The organism is Pantoea sp. ANP04, from assembly GCF_041982285.1.
Lineage (GTDB): Bacteria > Pseudomonadota > Gammaproteobacteria > Enterobacterales > Enterobacteriaceae > Pantoea > Pantoea eucalypti.
On sequence record NZ_JAUTYS010000008.1, the window covers coordinates 59,707 to 85,929 of the forward strand.

The following is a 26,223-nucleotide window of genomic DNA, read 5'->3' on the forward strand; positions in this document are numbered from 1 at the left end:
CAGCGATCACTGCTCGCGCGGTTCTTCAGCCTCCAGCACCACTTCTTCAGGTCTGAGCAGCGAGATAACCCGGAAGATCAACGCCAGTCCGACACCGACTATCGTCGCCAGCGCCATGCCTTTCAGCTCCGCTGCGCCGATATGCACTTTCGCCCCGCTGACCCCGATGATCAGGATCACCGAGGTGAGGATCAGGTTCTGCGCTTTGTTGTAATCGACTTTGGATTCGATCAACACCCGGATACCGGAGGCGCCAATGACCCCATACAGCAGTAGCGACACACCGCCCATAACCGGAACCGGGATCGCCTGGATCACCGCCGCCAGTTTGCCAACGCAGGAGAGCAGAATCGCCAGAATCGCCGCGCCGCCAATCACCCACGTGCTGTAGACGCGGGTAATCGCCATCACACCGATGTTTTCACCGTAGGTGGTGTTGGGTGTGGAACCAAAGAAGCCGGAGATGACGGTCGATAAACCGTTGGCGAACATCGAACGATGCAGGCCGGGGTCGCGAATCAGATCTTTCTTCACGATATTGGCGGTGACTACCAGATGACCGATATGCTCGGCAATGACCACCAGCGCCGCAGGCAGAATCGTCAGCATCGCCACCCACTCAAAGCGCGGCGTATAAAAGGTCGGCAGTGCAAACCAGGGCGCTTTGACCACGCCGCTCCAGTCAACGATGCCCATAAACGCGGAAAGCAGATAACCCGCCACGACCCCGACCAGAATCGGGATGATCGCCAGGAAACCACGGAACAGCACCGAACCGAATACGGTTACCGCCAGCGTGACCAGCGAGATCAGCACAGTTTTACTGTCGGGCGCACTGCCTTCAGCAGGCAGCAGGCCCGCCATATTCGCGGCCACGCCCGCCAGCTCCAGACCGATGACGGCGACAATTGCGCCCATCGCCGCCGGAGGGAACATTACATCAAGCCAGCCGGTTCCGGCGCGTTTGACAATCAGCGCCACGATGCAAAACAGCACGCCGCACAGAATAAACCCGCCCAGTGCGACCTCATAACCCAGCGGCAATAACAGCAGCACCGGCGAGATAAAGGCAAAGCTCGAACCCAGATAGGCGGGAATTTTGCCTTTACAGATAAAGAGATAAATCAGTGTGCCGACCCCGTTAAACAACAGCACTGTCGCCGGGTTGATGTGAAACAGAATGGGTACCAGTACCGTGGCACCAAACATGGCAAACAGGTGTTGCAGGCTGAGTGGAATGGTTTGCAGTAACGGCGGTCGTTCACTGACGCCAATGGCGCGACGAGTCATCATTTATCCCCTTATTTTTTCCCCGACGATTCGGGCCTCAGGCACAGCAGCAGGCACGCCGGTGCGCCTTGCGGCAGGCCGAATCCGTGGGGTGTTTTTTGCCAAAAAAAAGCCGACTCTCTGGTCGGCTGTGCGTATTATTTGGTTCCGAAAATTTTGTCCCCGGCATCGCCGAGCCCGGGAATGATGTAACCCTTTTCATTCAGTCCCTGGTCCACTGACGCGGTATAAAGCTCGACGTCAGGATGCGCTTTCTCCAGCGCGGCAATCCCTTCTGGTGCAGCAACCAGAACCAGCACTTTGATGCTGGTGCAGCCCGCTTTCTTCAGCAGATCGACGGTGGCGATCATGGAACCGCCGGTCGCCAGCATCGGGTCGACCACCAGCGCCAGGCGCTCTTCAATGTTAGAGACCAGCTTTTGGAAGTAGGGAACCGGCTCCAGGGTTTCTTCATCACGGTAAACACCCACCACGCTGATACGGGCGCTGGGGACGTGCTCCAGCACCCCTTCCATCATGCCCAGGCCGGCACGCAGAATCGGGACCACCGTGATTTTTTTGCCTTTGATCTGGTCGATCTCTACCGGGCCATTCCAGCCCTCAATGGTGACGCGCTCTGTTTCCAGATCGGCGGTCGCTTCGTAGGTCAGCAGGCTGCCCACTTCAGAGGCCAGCTCGCGAAAACGCTTTGTGCTGATATCATGCTCACGCATCAGGCCCAGTTTATGTTTGACCAGCGGGTGTCTGACTTCCACGATCTTCATTGGTGTTCTCCCGGAATGAGTTGAGCTAAAAAAAAATCGCGGGATTATACCGCCTTTTGCGCCCTGCGCCACCTGCTCTTGCGCAAAGCCGCGGCTTTTACCGGAACAAATAGAGGATTAATGAAAATCGCCCGATGCGCAATCCCGGACTCGCAAACGTTTGCCTGCACTGATAGAATTGCCGCGCTTTATTTTAACCACCAACCGCAATTCGCGTGGGGACCTCGCAGTGACCGACAAAACCTCTCTCAGTTACAAAGACGCCGGTGTTGATATTGATGCTGGTAACGCTCTGGTTGACCGTATTAAAGGCGTAGTGAAAAAGACGCGTCGCCCGGAAGTGATGGGTGGACTGGGCGGTTTTGGTGCGCTTTGCGCGCTGCCGCAAAAATACCGTGAACCGGTGCTGGTCTCCGGCACCGATGGCGTCGGCACCAAGCTGCGCCTGGCGATGGATCTCAAACGCCACGATGCCATTGGTGTTGACCTGGTCGCGATGTGCGTTAACGACCTGGTGGTACAGGGCGCTGAGCCGCTCTTCTTCCTCGACTACTACGCCACCGGCAAACTGGATGTGGAAACCGCCTCTGCGGTGATCACCGGCATCGCCGAAGGGTGTCTGCAGTCGGGTTGTGCGCTGGTCGGCGGTGAAACCGCTGAGATGCCAGGCATGTATCACGGCGAAGATTACGACGTGGCGGGTTTTTGTGTCGGCGTGGTGGAAAAGTCAGAAATCATTGATGGCAGCAAGGTGCAGGATGGTGACGTACTGATCGCCCTCGGCTCAAGCGGCCCGCACTCCAACGGCTATTCGCTGGTGCGCAAAATTCTGGAAGTCAGCAACACGGATCCACTGGCTGAACAGCTGGAAGGCAAACCGCTGGCTGATCATCTGCTGGAACCGACCCGCATCTACGTGAAAAATATCCTGAGCCTGATTGAGCAGGTCGATGTGCACGCTATTGCGCACCTGACCGGCGGCGGCTTCTGGGAGAATATTCCGCGCGTACTGCCTGACAATACTCAGGCCGTGATCGACGAAAAGAGCTGGGAATGGCCGGCGGTATTCAGCTGGTTACAGCAGGCGGGGAACGTCAGCCGTTTCGAGATGTACCGCACCTTTAACTGCGGCGTCGGCATGATCATTGCCCTGAGCCCGGCAGAGGCGGACAAGGCGATTGCGCTGATGCAGGCCGCAGGCGAGAAAGCCTGGAAGCTCGGCGTGATTAAAGCGTCGGATGCTGAAGAGCGTGTGGTTATTAACGGATGAAAAAGCTGGTTGTACTGATTTCCGGCAACGGAAGTAACCTTCAGTCCATCCTTGACGCCTGTGAAAGCGGGCAGATTCACGGCAGCGTCGCTGCCGTGTTCAGCAACCGTGCCGCCGCTTATGGCCTGACGCGGGCGCAGGAGGCGGGCATTCCCGCCCATGCGCTTGCCGCCAGTGACTTCGCTGACCGCGAAGCCTTTGATCGTCAGCTCATCACTGAAATCGACGCATACCGTCCAGACCTGATTGTGCTGGCCGGATATATGCGCATTCTCAGCAGCGCTTTTGTGGCGCATTTCCATAATCGCCTGCTGAATATCCACCCTTCCCTGCTGCCGAAATATCCAGGTCTGAATACGCATCGTCAGGCGCTGGAAAATGGCGACAGCGAACATGGCACGTCCGTGCATTTCGTGACGGACGAGCTGGATGGTGGTCCGGTGATCCTGCAGGCCAAAGTGCCGGTCTTTCCTGGCGACAGTGAAGCGGAGATTACGGAGCGGGTGCAGCACCAGGAACACGCTATCTATCCGCTGGTGATCAGCTGGTTTGTTGAGGGTCGGCTGGAAATGCGAGACGGCAAAGCCTGGCTGGATGGCGAACCGCTGCCGCCGCAGGGCTATGCTAACGACTGATGCATGGGAAGCCGTCAGGGGTTTCTCTCAGACGGCTGAAAAAATCAAAGCGACGGGGCGGGTGCTTCATTCCCACCTCACGAAAGCCTGCTTTTCCCCTTCTTCAGCCGTAGCGCCCCGTAATATAATCTTCAGTCCGTCGCTGTTTCGGCGCGGTGAAAATCCGGTCGGTCTCATCAAACTCCACTAACGCGCCCTGATGCATAAACGCAGTGTAATCTGACACCCGCGACGCCTGCTGCATGTTGTGCGTCACCAGCACCAGCGTGAAATGCTGCTTCAGTGTGGTCATCAACTCTTCAATCACCAGCGTGGAGATCGGATCCAGCGCGGAGGTCGGCTCATCCAGCAGCAGCACTTCCGGCTCAATCGCAATGGCACGGGCAATCACCAGCCGCTGCTGCTGTCCGGTCGAAAGCGTCAGCGCATTCTGTGACAGCTGATCTTTGACCTCACTCCACAGCGCCGCCGCGCGCAGTGCCCGTTCACAGGCTTCGTTCAATACCCGCCGATCGCGCACACCCTGTAAACGCAGCCCATAGACCACATTTTCATAGATCGACTTTGGAAAAGGATTGGGCCGCTGAAACACCATACCGACCCGACGGCGCAGCGCAGAGAGATCCTGTCCGGGTTGCAGGATCGGCAGTGAATCCAGCAGCACGTCGCCCTCTACCCGGCAGTGATCAATCACGTCGTTCATACGATTAAAGCAGCGCAGCAGCGTCGACTTGCCACAGCCTGAAGGGCCAATCAGCGCAGTAATCCTGTTTTTCGGCACCTGCAGAGAAATATCCTGCAGCGCCTGGCGCTCGCCATACCACAGCGACAGATGGTTAACGGTCAGCGCGATATCCGTGTCGGACGTCATAGTCATAGCCTGTTATTGAGTCATAAGACGATAGCGTTCACGCAGACGGTGGCGCAGGCCCATCGCCAGCAGATTAAGCGACAGAATAATCAGCACCAGCAATAGCGCGGTGGCAAACACCAGCGGCCGGTCAGCTTCAATATTCGGACTCTGAAACGCCAGATCGTAAATCTGGAAGCCCAGATGCATAAACTTGCGATCCAGATGCAGATAAGGAAACACTGCGTCGACCGGCAGTTCCGGTACCATTTTTACTACACCCACCAGCATCAGCGGTGCGGTTTCACCAGCAGCACGCGCTACCGCCAGAATCAGGCCGGTCAACATGGCCGGCACCGCCATCGGCAACACCACGTTCCACAGCGTTTCCGCCTGGGTCGCGCCCAGCGCCAGCGAACCCTGACGCAGGCTGTTGGGAATACGGGATAAGCCTTCTTCAGTCGCCACAATCACCACCGGCAGCGTCAGCAAGGCGAGCGTCAGTGAGGCCCACAGCAAACCCGGTGTGCCAAAAGTGGGATTCGGCAGCGCGCTGGCGAAGAAGAGCTGGTCAAGGGTGCCGCCCACCAGCCAGACAAAGAAGCCCAGACCAAATACGCCATAAACGATTGAAGGGACGCCCGCCAGATTGACCACTGCGATACGCACCAGCCTGGTCAACGCATTGCGTCCGGCATATTCGTGCAGCCAGATGGCGGCGATGACGCCCAGCGGCATCACCACCACCGACATCAATAACACCAACAGCACGGTGCCAAAGATCGCCGGAAACGCTCCGGATTCACTTTCACCCTCGGCGGGTGTGTCACTGACGAAACGCCACAGCTGCTGCAAAAAATGTCCGGTTTTGCCGGTCAGCGTCATCGCATTAGGTTTCCAGCTGTCGACGATTTCGGTCAGTGGGATCGCATGTTCGGTGCCCTTCACATCCCGCAGAACTAACACATCGCGCTGACTCTGCAGTTGCAGAGAAGCCAGTGTCTCACTCAGTTGATTGAAGCGGCGCTGTAAGGCAGCCTGATTGGCCTGATATTCCGATTCGGCCTGCAGATCAAAGTGGCCGGCAGCACGGTTTGTAGCCGCCTGCTCATCAAGCTCCTCACGCTGGCTGTTGATGCGCGCCATCCCGACCCGGCGAATCTGGTTAGCCTGCCGCACCAGCATCTGCACCTGTCCGAGCCGCTGATTCAGCAGCGCATCGGGATCCTGCGCAGTTAACTCTTCATTATCTTCACGCAGGCCAACAAACCAGCCATAAGCCTGGCCGTGGCTGCGGCGTTGCAGCACCATGATATCTGCTGGCTGACTGACCTTCGCTGCCGTGCTACTGTAGACGACGCGGAAATCGGGTGCGTCCCAGTCACGGTTACCGGTTTTGATCAGATAGCGATTCACCTGACCGCCGCTGTTACCCTGCTCATCGGCCGGGGCCGGAAAACGTCGCTGATGTTCCAGCGTTTCGCCCAGCAGACGTGTTTCGCCGCCCTCGGGCTGACTGAACGTATAAAGGTCAACGCGCTGCGGCCAGAAAGCGCGAACGCCCTGCCACGCCAGTAGCCCAATCAGCAGCGTAAAAGCCAGCAGGCAGACGGCGACGGCACCGGCGGTTAACCAGCGCCAGCGGTCATTCTGTCGCATCGCTTTCATGCCTGCTCCTCGTGCTGGCTGTAGCGCTGACGCAGTCGCTGACGGATCAGCTCGGCAACCGTGTTAATCACCAGCGTAAACAGCAACAGCATCAGTGCGCTGAGAAACAGCACGCGATAGTGGGCACTGCCCGCTGCTGCTTCCGGCATCTCAATGGCGATATTGGCAGAGAGCGCGCGCAACCCGCTGAACAGGCCACCTTCACTTTGCGGCGTATTGCCGGTCGCCATCAGCAAAATCATGGTTTCTCCTACGGCGCGTCCCAGACCGATCATCAGGGCGGCGAAAATACCGGCAGAGGCTCCCGGCAGCACGACGCGGGTCAGTGTCTGCCAGGGCGTCGCCCCCAGTGCCAGCGAGCCCTGCCCCAGTGCAGCAGGCACGCTAAACAGCGCATCTTCTGAGAGGGTGAAAATCAGCGGCACCAGCGCGAAGCCCATCGCCAGCGCAGCCACCAGCAGATTGCGCTGCTCGTAATGCGGGAGCCAGTCACCGGCATCCGGTATAAAGAGTGTGGGCAGCCACAGCGTCAGCAGCGTGACCAGCAGCAACAGCGGCAGCAGAACCATGACCTCACGGCCCGGCTGACGCCAGCGTGGTGGTAAACGCGCGCTGAATACGCCGCACAGCAGCAGCGCGCCTGCCAGGGTCAGCGGCAGCAGCAGCACACCCACCAGCGCCTGACCGATATGCGGCGCGAGCCAAATCCCGGCAATCAGCCCCACCACCACGCTCGGCAGCGCACCCATCATCTCAATGGCCGGTTTAACCCAGCGCCGCAGGCCTGGCGCCATGAACCATGCGGTGTACATCGCCGCCGCCAGCGCCAGCGGTGTCGCAAACAGCAGTGCTAAACTGGCCGCTTTCAGCGTTCCCGAGACCATCGGCATCAGGCTGAATTTGGCCTGATAGTTATCGCCGGCCGCAGTCGATTGCCAGACCCAGTCGGGTCCAGGGTAGTTTTCATACCAGATCTTTTGCCAGAAATTGCGCCAGGTGACATCCGGCCACGGATTATCAAGCCGCAGTGTCTGCCAGCTGCCCGGCCGCTCAATCAGCAGGCTGTCGCCGTGGGGAGAGAACTGCGCCTGCACAATGCCCGGCGCCAGCTGACGCTGCAGTATCGGGCCATGCTGCTTGCTGGCGAACAGCCGAAGCATCCCCTGTTTACTGAGGGTCGCAAACACGCGACGTTGAGATTCTGTCACCAGAATCGTCTCGCCGTCGCTGTCGGCAAAGGTCCGGATTTGCTGCAGCCGTGGCCCCTGATCGCTGGCAATCGCAAACCACTGGGTGACACCGCGATTATCCTGGATCAGCAGGCTTTTCCCCCCCACCAGCAGATGCAAACTTTGCGGAGGCTGCGGCAGCATGTGGGTTTCGCGCAACAGTGCCCGATCATCATCAAGTTGCCAGACCCGCAGCAGATTGCCTTCAGTGGTGTAGAGCAGATCGCCGGATGGCGAGAGTGCCAGCAGATCCAGCTGACGTTGCGGAAGCGGGATAATGGATGCCTGACGATCGGTGCCCAGCGTCAGCACCCGGAGTCCGGCCTCGGTGAGAGCAGCAATGCGCCACTGGCCCGCATGACGCGTCGCCAGCGCCATCTTCGTCACCGTGCCATCAGGCAGATGGAACGGTTTGTCACCCAATGGAAAACGCCATTGCTGGTCGGCTGTCGGCTGCATCAGCGTTAGCGCGCCCTGCATATTCAGCAACAGTGTTTGCCCGTCGGCACTCTGCACAGCGTCATCGGGAGCGGGAGTCAGGGTCAGCGCTGGTTCTGCAGGCTGTCCATCCAGCGGAATAAAACGGGCCGCACCGCGCGCGCTGATTCGCCAGCCAACACTGCCCTGATTGCCCATGGCTAAAGCGGGCGCACGATCCCAGAGCTGCTGGCTGGCCGCAATTTGCAGGCCAGGCGCATTAAATAGCGGTAATACCACGCCGATCAACCAGCAGAATAGCAGCAGCATCAGCAATAGGATCGCTACGCCACAGCAGGTGACCAGTCGTCGCGTCAGACGGTCAACGGCACGACGCTTACGATCGCTGAATTGGACAGGAATGTGGTTTGCGCTCATGCGGTTCCGGTGGCAGCCTGAAATAAGCCGCTATGTTGCCCGTAGCCGATTGATAAGACAACTCCTGGCGTTGGACAACGCTGCCATACTCTCGCCATAATGTTGGTGGATACTGGATCTTCAGTCCTGCAACCGCTAAATGGAGTGAGAATGGGTCAGGTAAAGCTTTATATTGAAAAAGAATTAAGCTGGTTATCCTTTAATGAACGGGTTTTGCAGGAAGCCGCAGACAAAAGCAATCCACTGATTGAGCGGATGCGCTTTCTGGGCATCTACTCCAATAATCTCGACGAATTCTATAAAGTGCGTTTCGCCGACCTCAAACGCCGCATTCTGATTGGTGAAGAGCAGGGTTCCGCCAGTACGCCACGCCATCTGTTTAAGAAAATTCAGCAACGGGTGATGAAGTCCGATCAGGAGTTTGATGCGCTCTATAACGATCTGCTGCTGGAGATGGCACGTAATCAGATCTTCCTGATCAACGAACGTCAGCTCTCATCCAATCAGCAGGCCTGGCTGCGCCACTACTTCAAACATGAACTGCGTCAGCACATCTCGCCGATCCTGATCACCCACGAGACCGACCTGACGGAATTCCTCAAAGACGACTACACCTATCTGGCAGTAGAGATTATCCGTGGTGACCATATTCAGTATGCACTGCTGGAAATTCCGTCTGACAAAGTGCCGCGTTTCATTAATTTACCGGCAGAGCCACCGCGTCGCCGTAAACCGATGATTCTGCTGGATAACATTTTGCGTTACTGCCTGGATGATATTTTCAAAGGCTTCTACGACTACGACGCGCTCAACGCCTATTCAATGAAAATGACGCGTGACGCCGAGTATGACCTGGTCACGGAAATGGAGTCGAGCCTGCTGGAGCTGATGTCCTCCAGCCTGAAGCAGCGCCTGACGGCGGAGCCGGTACGTTTTGTCTACCAGCGCGATATGCCCGACACCATGGTGTCGCTGCTGTGCCACAAGCTTTCCATCTCTAACCTGGATTCCATTTTGCCGGGCGGCCGCTACCACAACTTCAAAGACTTTATCGGCTTCCCGAACGTCGGCAAAAACAACCTGGTTAACCGCCCGCTGCCGCAGATTCGCCACATCGGCTTTGATGGCTTCCGCAACGGCTTTGATGCGATTCGTAATCGCGACGTGCTGCTCTACTATCCATACCATACCTTTGAGCATGTGCTGGAGCTGCTGCGTCAGGCATCGTTTGACCCCAGCGTGCTGGCAATCAAAATCAATATCTACCGCGTCGCCAAACACTCCCGCATTATGGATGCGATGATCCATGCCGCCTATAACGGTAAAAAAGTCACGGTGGTGGTGGAACTGCAGGCGCGCTTTGATGAAGAAGCTAACATTTACTGGGCGAAACGCCTGACTGAAGCGGGTGTGCACGTCATTTTCTCCGCACCAGGCCTGAAGATTCACGCCAAGCTGTTCCTGATTTCACGCCGCGAAGGCGAAGAGATTGTGCGCTACGCGCATATCGGTACCGGCAACTTTAACGAGAAAACCGCGCGACTCTATACCGATTACTCATTGCTGACCGCGGATGCGCGCATCACCAATGAAGTGCGCCGGGTGTTCAACTTTATTGAGAATCCCTATCGGCCTGTGACGTTCGATCACCTGATGGTGTCGCCACAAAACTCGCGCCGGATGCTGTATGAACTGATCGACACCGAAATTGCCAATGCTCAGCAAAATAAGCCCTGCGGCATTACTCTGAAAATAAACAATCTGGTGGACAAAGGTCTGGTTGATCGGCTTTATACAGCCTCGAGCGTAGGGGTAAAGGTCAATCTTCTGGTGCGCGGAATGTGCTCATTAATTCCTGACTTGCCTGGGATCAGTGAAAATATTCGTGTCATCAGTATTGTTGATCGTTATCTGGAACATGATCGCGTCTATATTTTTGAAAATGGCGGCGATAAAAAGGTGTTCCTCTCCTCCGCTGACTGGATGACGCGTAACATCGATTACCGCATTGAAGTGGCTGTGGCGATCCTCGATCCCCACATCCGGCAGCGTATACTCGACATTATTGCTATTCAGTTGAGTGATACGGTGAAAGCCCGCATCGTCGATAAAGAGTTGAGTAACCATTACGTCCAGCGCGGCAATCGTCGTAAAGTGCGCTCGCAGCTGGCCATTTATGATTACATCAAGAAACTGGAACAACCTGAATAAATCCTATGCCAATTTCTCATAAAAGTACGCCAAAACCCCAGGAGTTTGCGGCGATTGACCTGGGCTCGAACAGTTTCCATATGGTAATTGCGCGGGTTGTCGATGGTGCGATGCAGGTACTGGGCCGCCTTAAACAGCGCGTCCATCTGGCGGACGGGCTGGATGCTCAACACAACCTCAGCGAAGAGGCGATGGAGCGGGGCTTAGCCTGCCTGGCCCTGTTTGCCGAACGCCTCCAGGGATTCAGTCCCAGCAACGTGACGATTGTCGGCACCCATACGCTGCGCGAGGCGATCAACGCCGAAACCTTCCTGCAGCGCGCTGCCGAGGTGATCCCCTATCCAATCGAGGTGATTTCAGGCCATGAAGAAGCGCGTCTGATCTTTATGGGTGTGGAGCACACACAGCCGGAAAAAGGCCGCAAGCTGGTGATCGATATCGGCGGTGGCTCCACTGAGCTGGTGATTGGTGAGGATTTCGAACCTCAGCTGGTTGAGAGCCGGCGCATGGGTTGCGTCAGTTTCGCCCAGCTCTATTTCCCGAAAGGGGAAATCAGCCGTGAAAACTTCCGTCGTGCCCGCTTAGCGGCTGCACAAAAGCTGGAAACGCTGGCGTGGCAATATCGTCTGCATGGCTGGCAATATGCGCTGGGCGCATCCGGTACCATCAAAGCTGCCTGCGAAGTGCTGCAGGCGATGGATGAAAAAGAGAAGCTGATTACGCCTGAGCGTCTCGAAAAGCTCTATGACGAAGTGATGAAACATAAATCCTTCTCTGCACTGAGCCTGCCGGGCCTGTCAGAAGAGCGCAAAGGTGTGTTTGTCCCCGGACTGGCGATTCTCTGTGGCGTCTTCGATGCGCTGGCGATTCGCGAGCTGCGCCTCTCCGACGGTGCGCTGCGTGAAGGTGTGCTCTATGAGATGGAGGGCCGTTTCCGCCATCAGGATATTCGCAGCCGCACAGCACAAAGTCTGGCTAACCATTACGCCATCGACAGCGATCAGGCTCGACGTGTTCTGGAGACGACCGAGCAGCTTTATCTGCAATGGCGCGATCAGAACCCAAAGCTGGCGAATCCGCAACTGGCTGCACTGCTAAAATGGGCGGCGATGCTGCATGAAGTGGGCCTGACTATCAATCACAGTGGCCTGCAACGCCATTCAGCCTATATTCTGCAAAACACCAACCTGCCGGGGTTCAATCAGGATCAGCAGATGCTACTGGCGGCACTGGTCAGATTCCATCGTAAAGCGGTGAAGCTTGATGAGTTACCACGCGTAACGCTGTTCAAGAAAAAACAGTTTGTGCCGCTGATTTTTCTGCTGCGCCTGGGCACCCTGCTGAATAATCAGCGTCAGGCCACCACGCGTCCGGATGCGTTAACCCTGAAATGCGATGATGGCCACTGGACGCTGATTTTCCCGGCGGGCTACTTTGCACAGAACAATCTGGTTCAGCTCGATCTTGAACGCGAGCAGGCTTACTGGAACGACGTCACTGGATGGAAGCTGATCCTCGAAGAAGATATCTGACAACCCGGGCGCCCAGCGCCCGTTTAACTGAATTGATGACTATGACACAACCAACCGCACCGCTTTCAGGCGAAAACTATTTTGCCGACACCTATGGTTTAACGCCGCCCCACTCCGAAGTGGTTGCGGCTCTGCCCCAGCTTAACGTCGGCAAGGCGCTTGATCTTGGCTGTGGCGTGGGACGCAATACGCTGTTTCTGAATCAGCACGGTTTTGACGTCACAGCGTGGGATCACAATCCGCAGAGCCTGGCGCGCCTGCAGGAGATTATTGCGCAGGAAAACCTTCAGGGTATACACACTGAGCAGCGCGATCTGAACAACACACGCTTCAATGGCGGCTTCAACGTTGTGCTGTCGACTGTGGTAATGATGTTTCTGCAGCCGCAGACCATTCCGCAGCTGATTGCCGACATGCAGGCTTGTACGGTCAGGGATGGTTTCAACCTGATTGTGGCGGCGATGAACACGGACGATATGCCCTGCCCGGCAGATTTCTCTTTTGCGTTTAAATCGGGTGAGCTCAGCCACTATTATCGCAACTGGCACATCGTGAAGTACAACGAGCATCCCGGTCAGCTGCATCGTAAAGATGAAAACGGCAACCGCATCACCTGCCGCTTTGCAACGTTACTGGCGCAAAAAGCGAGTTATTGATCTTTATCTGCTGTTTTTTTCAACAGCGATTGATTTCATCAGGCGACTGTGACTAAATATTGCAATCGCCCTCTGATGGGCTCATTACAGGAACCACCCCGCGTGAACAGCGCTATTTCTCCCCGAAGACGTCAAAAAACCGGCACCATGACCCGCATTGTGCTGCTGATCAGTTTTATCATTCTCTTTAGTCGCCTGATTTTTATCCTGCCTGCTGCCTTCGAGCATCATCAGCAACAGAAAGCTATTCCTGAGCCTGTCACCGTCACATCAAATGATACGCGCTAGCGAATAGTGATATTTCGCCTGAATTGCACTGAAACCTGAACGGAATCCAGATAACTGGACTCTTTTTTGCATCCCTTTTTCAGGCGAAACGCTACACTGCGTGCTGGTGCTTACAGACTAAGGGATCCAATGTGTCTGCCTCTCAATCTCAACGTTTAAGTGAAATACGTCATCGCATTCTGACGCTGCTGCTCAATGAGCACGATCTGGTTGATTCCCTGCTGGAGAAATCCGGCGATCTCAACCCTGAACAGCAACGTGAAAATGCGGCCCAGCGTGATGCGCTGGAACAGGATATTCAGCAGCTTCATGCCGCTGACCTCGCCGACATTCTTGAAGCCCTGCCCGAAGAGGAACGTCAGGGGCTGTGGCGGCTGGTGCCGAATGAGCGGCGTGGTCACGTGCTGGTTGAAGCCTCAGAAACGGTCTGGGCCAGCCTCACCGAAGAGATGAGCGACCGTGATATCCTGCGCGCTATCCAGCCGCTGGACATCGACGATCAGGTCTGGCTGGCACAATATCTGCCGCGTGACCTGACCGGGCGCCTGCTGGCGACCGTGGAGCCAGCCCTGCGCGCCCGCATGCTCGATATGGTGCAGCTCGACCGCGACCGCGTAGGCCGGGTGATGGATTTTAATATCCTGACGGTGCGCGACGATGTCACGCTGGCAACGGTGCAGCGTTTTCTGCGCAAGCGTAAAAGCATGCCAGGCGGTACCGATAAACTCTTTATTACTAACAAAGACAATCAGCTGCTGGGCGAACTGCTGCTGACGGATATCCTGCTTAACAAACCTAAAACTCTGGTCAGCGACGTTATGAACGCGCGTCCGACCACCTTCCAGCTCAACGACAAGGCCGAAGATGCGGCCAGCGCCTTTGAGCGTTATAACCTGATTTCTGCTGCCGTCACCGACGCCAGGGGCAAACTGATTGGCCGTGTGACCATCGAAGACATTGTCGACCTGGTGAATGCAGAAAACGAAAGTAACATTCGTAAAATGGGCGGCATCAGTCAGGAAGAGGATGTGTTTGCCCCGGTGCGTAAATCAGTACGCAAACGCTGGGCCTGGCTGGCCATTAATCTCTGTACCGCCTTTGTTGCTTCGCGGGTTATCGGGCTGTTTGAAGGGACGATTTCGCAAATCGTGGCGCTTGCCACCCTGATGCCAATTGTTGCGGGTATTGGCGGCAACACCGGTAACCAGACCATCACCATGATTGTGCGGGCACTGGCCTTACATCAGGTTGAACCGGGTAACTTCTCGTTTCTGATTGTGCGTGAACTGGGCGTAGCGCTGATCAACGGCCTGTTCTGGGGCGGCATTATGGGCGGCATTACCTGGCTGATGTATGACAATATGGCGCTGGGCGGCGTCATGATGCTGGCCATGGCGCTGAATCTGCTGCTGGCCGCGCTAATGGGTGTACTGGTTCCGCTGGTAATGACCAAAATGAAGCGCGATCCGGCCGTAGGCTCCAGCGTATTGATCACCGCCCTGACCGATACCGGCGGCTTCTTTATCTTCCTGGGACTGGCGACGATCTTCCTGCTGCCCCACTGATCAGGCGTGCAGGCCGTAACGTTGCAGCGACCCGTTGAGATTGCGCTGGCGTGTCACCTGTGCCAGCTCACGGGTCGCCGCAGGCAACGTGTAATTGCCGCGCTGGCTCAGCCACTCCAGCACGTCCGCTAAGTGCCAGATGGCGGTTTTACCGTCGTGCACCGGCAGTGGAAACGGCGGGCGGTGGCTGAGCATTAACTTACGCATATTCTGACGCGTCATGCCGATGATCTCGGCCACATCCGTCAATCCCACAAAATCAGGTGCCGCTTCTACCAGCGTGGCACCCGGTATAGCACGCAGCACATCCTCTTCTGCCTGTCTCAATACCTCCGTGGCAGAGTCAGACTCCCGGGTAAACTCCAGTGCAATGCGCCCTGGCATACCCAGACCGATCAGTGCATCATCACAGCCTGCTGCTGCCAGTGTTTCCAGCCACTCATCCACCGGCGCATGCCCTTCCGGCAGGCTAAACCGCAGTGTAAAACAATATTCCATATGCCTCTCCTTGTGCTGCTTCAGGACTTCAGATAGTGACAATTATCTACCACGCGCCGCAGCGCCTGGGCATGCTGATGTGCATTTTTCGGTGTGCTCCAGATGCAGGTCAGACAAAACTCCCCACATCGGCATATCAACAGATTTTTCGGGCAGTACATTTTGCCCTAGGCGTGATGACCTCCCGTCACGACCAGCCAGCCATGGGTTTCGGCGTAACGTAACGCCGTTTCAATCTCTTTACTGGGATGTCGCTTCCTTGCCATGTGTGTCCCTATCCTGACGCTGAATGATTGAGTTGTCAACTGACAACCAGGTGAATATTTCTTAATGCGCCTCAGCATGCGCAGACTTTTTCTCGCAGTAAAACGGTCAGGGTATAAACTGGATAACGTCACGCAAAAAATAAACCGCGCCAGCGAGAATCCGGCCGGACTCATGTTCAACAACGGAGGCAGGAATGTTTAAAGCAGAGGATTTTGTTCAGTCGAAAACCGGCGGACCTAAAATGCAGGTACTGCGCGTCGACGGCGACACCCTGTGGTGTGCGCGCGTTGATGATGCGGCAAAGAAAGAGATCGAAGTGAAGGCAGAGAGCGTCAATCTCTATCATGAAGAGGGTGACTTTGGCGTGTGCTGACGCAAAATGGCCCCTGACGGGGCCAGACTGTCAGGGTTTGTCCTGCTGAAGGTTGTCATTGCCCAGACCACCGATAAACGGCAACCGCAGCCGGAACGGCGTAAAATCGAGTCCCATATTAAGCCCCAGCAGGTTCACTTCAAGTCCCTCTTCCGCGCCCAGCGTCACGCCCGCCACGCCCAGAATCGACACCTGCAAACCGCGCCCGGATGGCGGCAGCCCGATGGGATGCCACAGTGACCGGTAATCTTTGCCCAGCGCATTGGCGGGCAGATCCAGTTTTAAAGCCGGCACTTCACGGCCGATATGCGCCAGGAAGGTATTGCTGTTCGGTCCGGGCCAGGCACGATAAGTTGTCGGCCACGGATAGGATTTAATGGCGGCTTCAATCTGCGGAATCATCGCCTCGGCTTCCGGTCCGCGATGCTCCACCAGCAGCCGGGGTTTTGCGCCATACCAGTAACCATCCGGCAGGTTGGTGTTGCGCCGGATTTTGTCGCCGCTGCCCCAGCTAATCACTTCGTAGCGGGTGAAACGCGTTTCACCTGCGCGCTTAAAGATGATCCAGGGATGCACCGCCACCCGCCCTTTCCAGCCATAGGTCGGCGCCGCATAGACCTGCACGATAGCCAGGTTATATAACGCACGCGGATCGGGCGCGATTCCGGACGAATCCCGCCGGGCAGTGGCCCAGCCACCGGTCTGTGCGGTTTCGCCGTGACGCGTCGCCTGCGCAATGCTGGCCCCCAGCGACAGCAGTAGCACGGCAACAAAAAACAGGCTGAACACTTTCAGTGAGAGCATGACAACATTCCTGATGACGTAAGAATCACGAAACGCCTGAGTGGCAGGCGGTTACAGTAAGTGGCGGCTTTGGGATACGGATTATCGAAGCGGCGAATAAAAGCAGGACACAAAGGAAGTTAAGTGCAGGCTTCTACTGCAGGGAGAATAGCGCAATTTCCGGTAAAGTGAACAGAAAACCGCCAGTGATGGGGATAGATGTGCTGAAAGGTTAAAATGGCCCGTCTAAGTGGAGTTCAGGCAATAAAAAGCCCGCTGGAAGCGGGCTTTTTTGCATCAGCGCTTAATCGGCATGGGCCGGTTTATTCCCACTCAATAGTCGCCGGTGGCTTGCCGCTGATGTCGTACACCACGCGGGAGATGCCGTCGACTTCATTGATGATGCGGTTTGAGACGCGGCCCAGGAAATCATACGGCAGGTGCGCCCAGTGTGCGGTCATAAAGTCGATGGTTTCCACCGCACGCAGCGAGACAACCCAGTCATATTTACGGCCATCACCCATCACACCAACCGAACGAACCGGCAGGAACACAGTGAACGCCTGGCTGACTTTGTTGTAGAGATCCGCTTTATGCAACTCTTCGATGAAGATGGCATCGGCACGGCGCAGCAGGTCGCAATACTCTTTCTTCACTTCGCCCAGCACACGCACTCCCAGACCCGGACCCGGGAATGGATGGCGATACAGCATGTCGTACGGCAGGCCCAGCTCGAGACCAATCTTGCGCACTTCGTCTTTGAACAGCTCTTTCAGCGGCTCAACCAGGCCCATCTTCATCTCTTTCGGCAGGCCACCCACGTTGTGGTGTGACTTGATGACGTGCGCTTTACCGGTAGCTGACGCCGCCGACTCAATCACGTCCGGATAGATGGTGCCCTGTGCCAGCCACTTCACATCCTGCAGCTTCAGCGCTTCTTCGTCGAACACTTCCACAAAGACGCGACCAATGGTCTTACGCTTGGCTTCAGGCTCATCAATACCCGCCAGCGCATCCAGGAAGCGCATCTCAGCCGGCACATGGATGATGTTCAGGCCGAAGTGGTCGCCAAACATATCCATTACCTGTTGTGCTTCGTTCAGACGCAGCAGACCGTTATCCACGAACACACAGGTCAGACGGTCGCCGATGGCACGATGCAGCAGCATTGCCGTCACAGAGGAGTCCACTCCGCCTGACAGGCCAAGGATGACCTTGTCGTTGCCAACCTGCTCACGCAGGCGTTCAACGGCATCTTCAATGATTTTGGCTGGTGTCCACAGTGCTTCACATTCACAAATGTCGATGATGAAGCGCTCAAGCATCCGCAGACCCTGACGGGTATGGGTCACTTCCGGGTGGAACTGCACGCCATAGAAACGCTTCTCTTCGTTGGCCATAATGGCAAACGGACAGGTTTCTGTGCTGGCAACGGTCACGAAGTCAGCCGGGATCGCCGTGACTTTGTCGCCGTGGCTCATCCAGACATCCAGCAGCGGTTTACCGGTGGCGCTGATTGCATCTTCAATGTCGCGAACCAGGGCACTTGGGGTCGTTACTTCAACCTGCGCATAGCCGAACTCGCGCTCGTTAGAGCCAGATACTGTGCCGCCCAGCTGCATCGCCATGGTCTGCATACCGTAGCAGACACCCAGCACCGGCACGCCTGCGCTGAAAACATATTCAGGCGCACGCGGGCTGTTCAGTTCTGTGGTACTTTCCGGGCCACCGGAAAGGATGATGCCGCTGGGGTTGAACTGGCGAATCTGCTCTTCGGTGACATCCCATGCCCAGAGTTCGCAATAAACGCCGAGCTCGCGCACGCGACGTGCCACCAGCTGCGTGTATTGTGAGCCGAAATCGAGAATCAGAATGCGGTGCTTATGGATATTTTCCGTCGTCATTGAGGGGTTTCCAGAACGGTGACTTGATCAATAAAAGCGCCCGGCTGAAGCCGGGCGTGAAATCGGGATTATGAACCCATGCGGTAGTTCGGTGACTCTTTAGTGATGGTCACGTCATGCACGTGGCTCTCATTGATGCCCGCGCCGCTGATGCGAACAAATTCCGCTTTGGTGCGCAGGTCGTCAATGGTCGGGCAACCGGTCAGGCCCATGCACGAACGCAATCCGCCCATCTGCTGATGCACGATCTCTTTCAGACGGCCTTTATAGGCCACGCGACCTTCGATACCTTCCGGCACCAGCTTGTCAGCGGCGTTATCAGTCTGGAAGTAACGGTCAGACGAGCCTTTGGACATCGCGCCCAGTGAACCCATACCGCGATAGGATTTGAATGAACGGCCCTGATAGAGTTCGATCTCGCCCGGCGACTCTTCGGTCCCCGCCAGCATTGAACCGACCATCACACAGGACGCACCCGCCGCGATTGCTTTGGCGATATCACCAGAGAAACGGATACCGCCGTCAGCAATCACTGGAATACCGGTGCCTTCCAGCGCTGTAACCGCGTCAGAAACGGCAGTGATCTGCGGAACGCCCACGCCGGTTACGATACGGGTAGTACAGATTGAGCCCGGGCCGATACCGACTTTAACGGCGCTGACGCCTGCCGCGACCAGCGCCAGAGCGCCTGCGCCAGTGGCCACGTTACCGCCGACGATTTCCAGATCCGGGTATTTAGCGCGGGTTTCACGGATGCGTGACAGCACACCTTCAGAGTGGCCGTGTGAAGAGTCAATCAGCAGCACGTCAACGCCTGCTGCGACCAGCGCATCAATACGCTCTTCGTTACCGGCACCCGCGCCCACCGCTGCACCGACACGCAGTCGACCCTGCGCATCTTTACAGGCGTTAGGTTTACGTTCGGCTTTCTGGAAGTCTTTAACAGTGATCATGCCCAGCAGATGGAAGCTGTCATCCACGACCAGCGCTTTCTCAACGCGCTTTTCGTGCATCTTGTGCAGGACCACATCACGCGCTTCACCCTCTTTCACCGTCACCAGACGCTCTTTCGGGGTCATGACCGCAGAGACCGGCTGAGAGAGGTCGGTTACAAAGCGCACATCACGACCGGTGATGATACCCACCAGTTCGTTGTCGCGGTTAACTACCGGGTAGCCTGCAAAGCCGTTGCGCTCGGTCAGCACTTTCACATCAGCCAGAGGCGTGGTTGGCAGCACGGTCTGTGGTTCAGTGACCACGCCGCTTTCATGTTTCTTCACCTTGCGCACTTCGTCCGCCTGGCGTTCAATCGACATATTTTTATGGATGAAGCCAAGGCCGCCTTCCTGTGCCAGCGCAATCGCCAGACCCGATTCGGTCACGGTGTCCATGGCAGCGGAGAGCATAGGAATGTTTAAACGGATATTTTTGGTCAGCTGCGTGCTGAGATCGGCCGTATTAGGCAGGACGGTGGAGTGTGCAGGGACGAGCAGAACGTCGTCAAAAGTGAGTGCTTCTTTAGCGATTCTTAACATGGCAATACTCCACCTCGGGTGATTGAGAATAGATAAAATATTGCCGCGGCATTATACAGGCCGTAATCGATTGCCTCCAGCATTATTTAAGAAAAACTCTTGATCCGCACAGGCAGCAATGTAGTATCGATGAATTAACCTGCTGATTTGGAATTTGATCTTCGTCACATGTCGCTGCCACCCATCGCCAATATTTTTACCGTCAGCCGTCTCAATACGACAGTGCGTCAACTGCTGGAGAAAGAGATGGGTCTGGTCTGGATCAGCGCCGAGATCTCCAACTTCACGCAACCGGCATCCGGTCACTGGTACTTCACGCTGAAAGATGATGGCGCTCAGGTTCGCTGTGCCATGTTCCGTAACAGCAATCGTCGCGTCACCTTCCGTCCGCAGCACGGTCAGCAGGTACTGGTGCGTGCCAACATCACGCTCTATGAGCCCCGCGGTGACTATCAGCTGATTGCCGAGAGCATGCATCCGGCAGGTGAAGGCTTGTTGCAGCAGCAGTTCGAACTGCTGAAAGCAAAACTGGCGACCGAAGGATTGTTCGATCCGCAGCATAAGCAACCACTGCCGGAACCGGCACGCCAGGTCGGGGTTATCACCTCTTCCACCGGTGCGGCACTGCACGATGTGTTACGCGTGCTGCATCGCCGCGATCCTTCGCTGCCCGTGGTGATCTACCCGACCGTGGTTCAGGGTGTTGATGCGCCCGCGGCGATTGTCCGTGCAATTGAAATCGCCAACCTGCGCAATGAGTGCGACGTGTTAATTGTCGGACGCGGCGGCGGTTCACTGGAAGATCTGTGGAGTTTTAATGACGAACGCGTAGCACGCGCCATTTTTGCCAGCCGCATTCCTGTCGTCAGCGCGGTCGGTCACGAAACCGATGTCACCATTGCTGACTTTGTTGCCGATTTACGCGCGCCCACCCCTTCCGCCGCCGCTGAAATTGTCAGCCGTAACCAGCTGGAGTTGCTGCGCCAGTTGCAATCTCAGCAACAGCGGCTGGAGATGGCGATGGATTATTACCTGGCGCGCCAGCAGCGGCTTTATACCCGCCTTGAGCATCGTCTGCAGCAGCAGCACCCGCAGTTGCGTCTGGCTCGCCAGCAGACCGCCCTGTTCCGCCTGCAACAGCGTCTGGGTGAAGCGATCGAAACCCGTCTGCGTCACGCAACACGTCAGCAGGATCGCCTGTCCCAGCGACTCAATGCTCAACAGCCGCAGCAGCGCCTGTTCGAGGCGCAAAAGCAGCTTCAAAACTGGCACTATCGCCTGCAGCAGAGCATCACTCAGCAGCTTAACAGCAACAGGCAGCACTTTGGTCAGTTGGTGGCGCAGCTGGAAGGCGTCAGCCCGCTGGCGACGCTGGCGCGTGGGTTTAGTGTGACCACAGACACCACCGGACAGGTGGTGAAGAAAACGGTACAGCTCCAGAGCGGCGATCTGCTGCGCACCCGTCTGGATGATGGCTGGGTTGAAAGCCAGGTGACCCAGCTGTTACCTGAGAAAAAACGCCGCCGCAAAACCGCGTCCTGACGCTGACGCTTGCTGTCAAATCACACTTTTCCCTCACCGCTGGTCTGATGAATAAGGTTTAACCAGACTGGCGGGTCTATACTTTTTGGTACATTCATGATGCCAAGGAGTTCCAGATGGCTTACAGCGTTATTCCTCCCTATATCCTTCGCAAAATCATCTCACATGGTTCCGGCCACCAGCAGGAGCAGGCGCGTCGCACCCTGACTCACGTTCAGCACCTCATGGCGGAACACTGGCAAAAGCCGACCGGCGTAAAAACCGCGGCGGGTGGTCATGTGGATCGTGAAATTTATGATGCGCAAAGTCAGCAAACGCTGCCGGGTAAACTGATTCGTCAGGAAGGTCAGCCCGGCAATGACGACGTGGCTGCAGAAGAAGCCTGGGACTATCTTGGCGTAACCTATGACTTCTTCTGGCAGGCTTATCAGCGTAACTCGCTGGATAATCAGGGGCTGAAATTGCTGGGTACCGTGCACTACGGTGAGAAATACCAGAACGCTTTCTGGAACGGCCAGCAGATGGTATTTGGTGATGGTGACGGCGAAATCTTCAATCGCTTCACCATTGCGATTGACGTGGTGGCGCACGAGCTGGCGCATGGCGTCACTGAAAACGAAGCCGGGTTAATCTACTTTGAGCAGTCTGGCGCGCTGAATGAATCGCTGTCGGATGTCTTTGGCTCGCTGGTGAAACAGTTCAGTAAAAAACAGCGCGCCGACGAGGCCGACTGGATCATCGGTGAAGGTCTGCTGGCAAAAGGAATTAATGGGCGTGGTTTGCGATCGATGTCTGAACCTGGTACCGCCTACGATGATCCGATGCTGGGCAAAGATCCGCAACCGGCCCACATGGATCACTTCGTGAAGACCCGTGAAGATAACGGTGGGGTCCATATTAACTCCGGCATTCCTAACCGGGCCTTTTATCTGGCGGCTACAGCACTCGGCGGTTATGCATGGGAACAGGCGGGATATGCCTGGTACGACACCGTGTGTGACGACGAACTGCCACAGAATGCGGACTTTAAGACCTTTGCCCGCTTCACCGTTGAGCATGGTAAAAAACGCTTCGACGCGTCGGTCAGCAATGCTATTGAACAGGCGTGGAAGGAGGTTGGCGTGCTATGAGTGACCTGCCCGAACTCACCGATGATGCCACCATCATCGTCGCGCGTGAAGGCGGCATGGCCTTTATTCCGGGGCTGCGCGCCGAACGTCGCTTTATGCTGGGCGAACTACCGGCACCGGAAAAAGAGCGCGTCTGCCATGCGCTGGAGCAGGCAATGCCGCTGGGCGAACCCGAGGAAAAAGCTGCGCAGGTGGGCAGTGGCGATCAGCGCTATTTCCGCATCCAGATTCAGTATGCCACCCGCCGCGAGGTGGGCACCATTGTGCTGCTGATTCCGGAACAGGTGGCACCACCTGAGTTGCAGGCGCTGTGGCGCGACGGCAAATAAAAAAAGGGCCGACAATGTCGGCCCTTCTCGTTAAGCGTTGTTACTTGCTGTCTGGCAGCGCGTACGCAATCACGTAATCACCACGGTCCGGTGACTGACGTGCGCCACCTGCCGAGATCAGGATGTACTGCTTACCATCTTTCGGTGAGACGTAGCTCATTGGGCCGCCCTGACTGCCCACCGGCAGACGTGCTTTCCACACTTCTTTACCGGTTGATGCATCGAAGGCGCGCAGGTAGTAATCCTGTGTACCGGCGATGAACACCAGGCCACCCTGCGTTGTCAGCGTACCGCCCAGCGTTGGCATACCAATCGGCATTTTCACGCGCATTTTAATACCAAACGGACCGGTATCCTGCACCGTACCGACCGGCACCTGCCAGACGATTTTCTGTGTTTTCAGGTCAATCGCCGACAGCGTACCAAATGGCGGTTTCTGACAAGGGATGCCCAGCGGTGACATAAAGCGGTTCTTATTCACAGCATAAGGCGTGCCTTTCAGCGGAACCGCACCCATACCGGTGTTGATCGCTTCGCCACCGTTACTGCCACGCGCCGTTTTATTGGTATCCGCCGGGATCATCTGAACCCACAGGCCCAGACGCATGTCATTGACGAACAACAGGTGATTGTTCGGATCGATCGACATGCTGCCCCAGTTCATTCCACCCAGTGAACCCGGGAAGCTCAGAGACTTGTCAGTGTCTGGTACGGTGAACAGACCGTCATAGCGCATCGATTTGAAACCAATACGGCAAGCCAGCTGGTCAAACGGCGTGGCACCCCACATGTCAGACTCTTTCAGCGTCTGGTTGCCGATCTGCGGCATACCGGTCGAGTGCGGCTGTGTTTTGGTGTACTGCTCGTTCGGGATATGACCCTGCGGCATCGGCAGTTCTTCGACTTTGGTCAGCGGCTTACCGGTCATACGGTCAAGCACGAAGATCATGCCGGTTTTGCCGCCAATCACCACCGCTGGCGTGGTGCTGCCATCTTTTTGCGGGAAGTCGATCAGGCTTGGCTGCATCGGCAGGTCGAAGTCCCACAGATCGTTATGTACGGTCTGATAGACCCACTTCTCTTTACCGGTGGTGGCATCCAGCGCCAGCACCGATGCGCCATATTTGTGATCCAGCGCGGTACGGTTCGCACCCCAGAGGTCAACTGACGAACTCCCCATTGGGATGAACACGGTGTTCATTGCCGGGTCATAAGACATCGGCGCCCATGAGTTTGGCGTACTGCGGGTATAATCTTTGCCCGGCATCAGTATCGCATTCGGGTCAACATTGCCCGGGTCAAACGCCCAGCGCATTTTGCCAGTAATCACGTCAAAACCACGTAACACACCACCAGGCATATCGGTCTGTACGTTATCTGCGACACGGCCACCCACCACAACCGTGGTACCGGCCAGCGTTGGCGCGGAGGTCAGCTGATATTGTGGGTCCGGTGCCTGACCCAGGCCCGCTTTAAGATCTACGATGCCGTGATTACCAAAATCTTCACAGAACTCACCGTTGTCGGCGTTGATCGCAATCAGTCGTGCATCGATGGTATTCATCAGAATACGACGCTGACAGCTGTCACCGGCTGGCAGGACAGCGGCCGGAACAGGTGATGATCCCGGTTTATCAGGCTGTTGCAGCGGTTTGGTTGCATCAAAGTAAGCCAGACCACGGCAGCGCGGCCAGACTTCAGCCTGGGCGTTGATTTCACGTTTCCAGATCTGCTTACCCGTGTTGGCTTCAACGGCGATAACGTTGTTATGCGGCGTACAGAGATAAAGGGTATTGCCAATCTGTAATGGCGTCTGCTGATCTTCTGCGCCGTTACCGGTCGGGCTGACTGGGGTATCACCCGTGCGGAAGGTCCACGCGACCTGCAGATCTTTCACGTTGTCGCGGGTGATTTGATCGAGTGCCACAAAGCGGCTGCCCTGAGGCGTGTTGCCGTAGTTATCCCAGTCTTTCTGTTGTTTCGCTTTGTCTACCGGGATCAACGGTAACTCTTCGCCCGTAGCCGCAACGGTAGGATGAGGCTGGAACATCTGCACCAGTGTTGCCACCATGCCTGCCGCCAGCACTGCCGCGAACGCGTAAGAAGGTTTCGCCAGTGAGTGCTTACCTTCGTGCTTACGCAGTGAAGGCCAGATCAGGAAAGCCAGCAGCGTCAGTCCGGCTGGAACCATCAGACGCGAGACCAGTGGCCAGAAATCCAGACCTGCGTCAAACAGCGACCAGATCAGGGTGCCAGCAAAGACCAGCAGTAACAGAACCACTGCCGAAGATTTGCGACGGAAGAACTGGATTGCGGAGAGGACAGTAACAATACCCGCAATTAAAAAGTACCAACTGCCGCCCAGGGCAACCAGTTTACCGCCGCCAATTGCAAAAAACAGACCGGTGGCGAGCAGCACCAGTCCGAGCAGCATGGATGCGATTCCCAGCCCCTTTCCGGCGCGGGAGGATGTTTCAGCCATAACACTTACTCTCCTGAATAAACAGAGCGCCCGGACAGAGGCCATCCGGACTCCGGCGCGTTAACAGGTGCGCGTGGAGCATCGCTCGGTTTCAAATCGAATATAAACAGACCCGCGTCCGTGAGAATCTGTGGGCCGGAAGAGCACTGATGTGGCTGACCCCTCCCACGACGCGGCAGGATTGTACCACCTGGTACGTTACAGAGTGAACATATCTAACCGGTTTGTTACGGCGCAATAGCATTTTTGCTACAAATAGCCGGGCGTCGCGGTGGATTCTCAGACAGATTACGCGTAGCTGAAAGCGGCGTTAGTGACCTGGCGGCTGGAACAGTACGCGCTTGCGGGAGATCAGACCATGTCCATTGCGGCAAAAGTAGTCCACTGCACCGCAGGCTTTGAGTACGTCAAGCGGCTGGTGACACTCAGGGCAACAGGGTTTCGCGGGATAATGTGCACCACAGGCACTGCAGATAATTTCACCGTTGCTGAGCGACAGCGGTTGCTGACATTTTTCACACATCACCATCATTTTCTTCTCCCTGCCTGATCAGTTCAGAGCAAAAA

General features: G+C 56.4%; 22 protein-coding genes and 1 pseudogene. 11 read left to right on the top strand and 12 right to left on the bottom strand.

All coding sequences use genetic code 11. The features are described from left to right. Positions 1-6: 6 nt before the first annotated feature. Positions 7-1,290 (bottom strand): uracil permease, encoded by a 1,284-nt coding sequence (gene uraA, locus Q7C21_RS12390; RefSeq protein ID WP_078804659.1) that lies wholly within the window; start codon positions 1,288-1,290, stop codon positions 7-9. Positions 1,291-1,427: 137 nt separating this feature from the next. After that, entirely contained in the window at positions 1,428-2,054 is a 627-nt protein-coding gene (upp, locus tag Q7C21_RS12395; protein ID WP_003848753.1) for a uracil phosphoribosyltransferase, read from the bottom strand. Between the two features lie 229 nt (positions 2,055-2,283). Between upp and purM the strand changes: the two genes are divergently transcribed. Further along, on the top strand, positions 2,284-3,324 hold the full coding sequence (gene purM / locus Q7C21_RS12400; RefSeq protein WP_003848745.1) for a phosphoribosylformylglycinamidine cyclo-ligase: 1,041 nt from the start codon (positions 2,284-2,286) through the stop codon (positions 3,322-3,324). Continuing rightward, positions 3,321-3,959 carry a phosphoribosylglycinamide formyltransferase gene (purN, locus tag Q7C21_RS12405; RefSeq protein ID WP_375150746.1) on the top strand — a complete coding sequence of 213 codons (639 nt, stop codon included), beginning with the start codon at positions 3,321-3,323 and terminating at the stop codon, positions 3,957-3,959. Before purM ends, purN begins: the two co-directional genes overlap by 4 nt. A gap of 103 nt (positions 3,960-4,062) precedes the next feature. Here purN and pstB read toward each other — a convergent pair whose 3' ends face one another. From pstB to Q7C21_RS12420, 3 genes are read right to left on the bottom strand one after another with little or no spacing between them, the layout of a single operon-like run. Then, positions 4,063-4,830: a phosphate ABC transporter ATP-binding protein PstB gene (pstB, locus tag Q7C21_RS12410; protein WP_003848740.1), complete on the bottom strand. Its 768-nt coding sequence runs from the start codon at positions 4,828-4,830 to the stop codon at positions 4,063-4,065. A gap of 12 nt (positions 4,831-4,842) precedes the next feature. After that, positions 4,843-6,477, bottom strand: coding sequence for a phosphate ABC transporter permease PstA (pstA, locus tag Q7C21_RS12415; protein ID WP_375150747.1), 1,635 nt, complete (start codon positions 6,475-6,477; stop codon positions 4,843-4,845). Then, positions 6,474-8,561: an ABC transporter permease subunit gene (locus Q7C21_RS12420; protein ID WP_375150748.1), complete on the bottom strand. Its 2,088-nt coding sequence runs from the start codon at positions 8,559-8,561 to the stop codon at positions 6,474-6,476. The genes pstA and Q7C21_RS12420 overlap by 4 nt, the downstream gene beginning before the upstream one ends. A gap of 150 nt (positions 8,562-8,711) precedes the next feature. On the opposite strand from Q7C21_RS12420, the gene ppk1 reads away from it, so the two are divergent. From ppk1 to mgtE, 5 genes are all read left to right on the top strand, one after another. Further along, positions 8,712-10,772 (top strand): polyphosphate kinase 1, encoded by a 2,061-nt coding sequence (ppk1, locus tag Q7C21_RS12425; protein ID WP_003848735.1) that lies wholly within the window; start codon positions 8,712-8,714, stop codon positions 10,770-10,772. 5 nt (positions 10,773-10,777) lie between these two features. Continuing rightward, positions 10,778-12,304: an exopolyphosphatase gene (gene ppx / locus Q7C21_RS12430; RefSeq protein WP_003848733.1), complete on the top strand. Its 1,527-nt coding sequence runs from the start codon at positions 10,778-10,780 to the stop codon at positions 12,302-12,304. A 41-nt stretch (positions 12,305-12,345) separates the two neighbouring features. Then, positions 12,346-12,960, top strand: coding sequence for a tellurite resistance methyltransferase TehB (gene tehB / locus Q7C21_RS12435; RefSeq protein ID WP_003848730.1), 615 nt, complete (start codon positions 12,346-12,348; stop codon positions 12,958-12,960). Between the two features lie 102 nt (positions 12,961-13,062). Next, on the top strand, positions 13,063-13,248 hold the full coding sequence (locus Q7C21_RS12440; RefSeq protein WP_003848728.1) for a YfgG family protein: 186 nt from the start codon (positions 13,063-13,065) through the stop codon (positions 13,246-13,248). 131 nt (positions 13,249-13,379) lie between these two features. Beyond that, on the top strand, positions 13,380-14,813 hold the full coding sequence (gene mgtE, locus Q7C21_RS12445) for a magnesium transporter (RefSeq protein WP_375150749.1): 1,434 nt from the start codon (positions 13,380-13,382) through the stop codon (positions 14,811-14,813). Here the strand turns inward: mgtE and Q7C21_RS12450 are convergent, their stop codons facing one another. Continuing rightward, on the bottom strand, positions 14,814-15,311 hold the full coding sequence (locus Q7C21_RS12450) for a helix-turn-helix transcriptional regulator (protein WP_375150750.1): 498 nt from the start codon (positions 15,309-15,311) through the stop codon (positions 14,814-14,816). It lies immediately after the preceding gene. A 20-nt stretch (positions 15,312-15,331) separates the two neighbouring features. Further along, positions 15,332-15,577: pseudogene (locus Q7C21_RS12455) on the bottom strand (hypothetical protein). A 194-nt stretch (positions 15,578-15,771) separates the two neighbouring features. Here Q7C21_RS12455 and Q7C21_RS12460 point away from each other — a divergent pair. Beyond that, a complete protein-coding gene (locus Q7C21_RS12460) occupies positions 15,772-15,951 on the top strand; it encodes a hypothetical protein (RefSeq protein ID WP_003848720.1) in 180 nt (59 codons plus the stop codon). 30 nt (positions 15,952-15,981) lie between these two features. Here the strand turns inward: Q7C21_RS12460 and Q7C21_RS12465 are convergent, their stop codons facing one another. The 3 genes from Q7C21_RS12465 to guaB form a co-directional block, all read right to left on the bottom strand. Beyond that, a complete protein-coding gene (locus tag Q7C21_RS12465; RefSeq protein ID WP_003848719.1) occupies positions 15,982-16,755 on the bottom strand; it encodes a DUF3750 domain-containing protein in 774 nt (257 codons plus the stop codon). Between the two features lie 302 nt (positions 16,756-17,057). Next, complete coding sequence (guaA, locus tag Q7C21_RS12470; protein ID WP_110411093.1) at positions 17,058-18,638, bottom strand: glutamine-hydrolyzing GMP synthase; 1,581 nt, start codon at positions 18,636-18,638, stop codon at positions 17,058-17,060. Between the two features lie 68 nt (positions 18,639-18,706). Then, positions 18,707-20,173, bottom strand: coding sequence for an IMP dehydrogenase (guaB, locus tag Q7C21_RS12475; RefSeq protein ID WP_003848714.1), 1,467 nt, complete (start codon positions 20,171-20,173; stop codon positions 18,707-18,709). A gap of 168 nt (positions 20,174-20,341) precedes the next feature. Here guaB and xseA point away from each other — a divergent pair, with 168 nt between their 5' ends. The 3 genes from xseA (at position 20,342) to Q7C21_RS12490 (ending at position 23,174) form a co-directional block, all read left to right on the top strand. After that, positions 20,342-21,715, top strand: coding sequence for an exodeoxyribonuclease VII large subunit (xseA, locus tag Q7C21_RS12480; protein ID WP_140033672.1), 1,374 nt, complete (start codon positions 20,342-20,344; stop codon positions 21,713-21,715). A gap of 116 nt (positions 21,716-21,831) precedes the next feature. After that, on the top strand, positions 21,832-22,845 hold the full coding sequence (locus Q7C21_RS12485; RefSeq protein ID WP_375150751.1) for a M4 family metallopeptidase: 1,014 nt from the start codon (positions 21,832-21,834) through the stop codon (positions 22,843-22,845). Beyond that, complete coding sequence (locus Q7C21_RS12490; protein ID WP_008926700.1) at positions 22,842-23,174, top strand: protealysin inhibitor emfourin; 333 nt, start codon at positions 22,842-22,844, stop codon at positions 23,172-23,174. The genes Q7C21_RS12485 and Q7C21_RS12490 overlap by 4 nt, the downstream gene beginning before the upstream one ends. Positions 23,175-23,214: 40 nt before the next feature. Here the strand turns inward: Q7C21_RS12490 and Q7C21_RS12495 are convergent, their stop codons facing one another. Together Q7C21_RS12495 and Q7C21_RS12500 are read right to left on the bottom strand one after the other, a co-directional pair. Continuing rightward, the gene (locus Q7C21_RS12495) at positions 23,215-25,656 is read right to left on the bottom strand and encodes a glucose/quinate/shikimate family membrane-bound PQQ-dependent dehydrogenase (RefSeq protein ID WP_375150752.1); all 2,442 of its coding nucleotides are present in this window, start codon (positions 25,654-25,656) and stop codon (positions 23,215-23,217) included. A 310-nt stretch (positions 25,657-25,966) separates the two neighbouring features. Next, entirely contained in the window at positions 25,967-26,188 is a 222-nt protein-coding gene (locus Q7C21_RS12500; protein WP_039659539.1) for a zinc ribbon domain-containing protein, read from the bottom strand. Positions 26,189-26,223 lie beyond the last annotated feature (35 nt).

What these genes read in the sequence shown, in the direction of transcription:
- Q7C21_RS12495 (WP_375150752.1), bottom strand. Translation starts at nt 25,656, where the DNA reads ATGGCTGAAACATCCTCCCGCGCCGGAAAGGGGCTGGGAATCGCATCC.
- upp (WP_003848753.1), bottom strand. Translation starts at nt 2,054, where the DNA reads ATGAAGATCGTGGAAGTCAGACACCCGCTGGTCAAACATAAACTGGGC.
- Q7C21_RS12460 (WP_003848720.1), top strand. Translation starts at nt 15,772, where the DNA reads ATGTTTAAAGCAGAGGATTTTGTTCAGTCGAAAACCGGCGGACCTAAA.
- Q7C21_RS12490 (WP_008926700.1), top strand. Translation starts at nt 22,842, where the DNA reads ATGAGTGACCTGCCCGAACTCACCGATGATGCCACCATCATCGTCGCG.
- guaA (WP_110411093.1), bottom strand. Translation starts at nt 18,638, where the DNA reads ATGACGACGGAAAATATCCATAAGCACCGCATTCTGATTCTCGATTTC.
- purN (WP_375150746.1), top strand. Translation starts at nt 3,321, where the DNA reads ATGAAAAAGCTGGTTGTACTGATTTCCGGCAACGGAAGTAACCTTCAG.
- pstB (WP_003848740.1), bottom strand. Translation starts at nt 4,830, where the DNA reads ATGACGTCCGACACGGATATCGCGCTGACCGTTAACCATCTGTCGCTG.
- xseA (WP_140033672.1), top strand. Translation starts at nt 20,342, where the DNA reads ATGTCGCTGCCACCCATCGCCAATATTTTTACCGTCAGCCGTCTCAAT.
- guaB (WP_003848714.1), bottom strand. Translation starts at nt 20,173, where the DNA reads ATGTTAAGAATCGCTAAAGAAGCACTCACTTTTGACGACGTTCTGCTC.
- ppk1 (WP_003848735.1), top strand. Translation starts at nt 8,712, where the DNA reads ATGGGTCAGGTAAAGCTTTATATTGAAAAAGAATTAAGCTGGTTATCC.
- pstA (WP_375150747.1), bottom strand. Translation starts at nt 6,477, where the DNA reads ATGAAAGCGATGCGACAGAATGACCGCTGGCGCTGGTTAACCGCCGGT.
- Q7C21_RS12420 (WP_375150748.1), bottom strand. Translation starts at nt 8,561, where the DNA reads ATGAGCGCAAACCACATTCCTGTCCAATTCAGCGATCGTAAGCGTCGT.
- Q7C21_RS12500 (WP_039659539.1), bottom strand. Translation starts at nt 26,188, where the DNA reads ATGATGGTGATGTGTGAAAAATGTCAGCAACCGCTGTCGCTCAGCAAC.
- Q7C21_RS12450 (WP_375150750.1), bottom strand. Translation starts at nt 15,311, where the DNA reads ATGGAATATTGTTTTACACTGCGGTTTAGCCTGCCGGAAGGGCATGCG.
- tehB (WP_003848730.1), top strand. Translation starts at nt 12,346, where the DNA reads ATGACACAACCAACCGCACCGCTTTCAGGCGAAAACTATTTTGCCGAC.
- ppx (WP_003848733.1), top strand. Translation starts at nt 10,778, where the DNA reads ATGCCAATTTCTCATAAAAGTACGCCAAAACCCCAGGAGTTTGCGGCG.
- Q7C21_RS12465 (WP_003848719.1), bottom strand. Translation starts at nt 16,755, where the DNA reads ATGCTCTCACTGAAAGTGTTCAGCCTGTTTTTTGTTGCCGTGCTACTG.
- Q7C21_RS12485 (WP_375150751.1), top strand. Translation starts at nt 21,832, where the DNA reads ATGGCTTACAGCGTTATTCCTCCCTATATCCTTCGCAAAATCATCTCA.
- uraA (WP_078804659.1), bottom strand. Translation starts at nt 1,290, where the DNA reads ATGACTCGTCGCGCCATTGGCGTCAGTGAACGACCGCCGTTACTGCAA.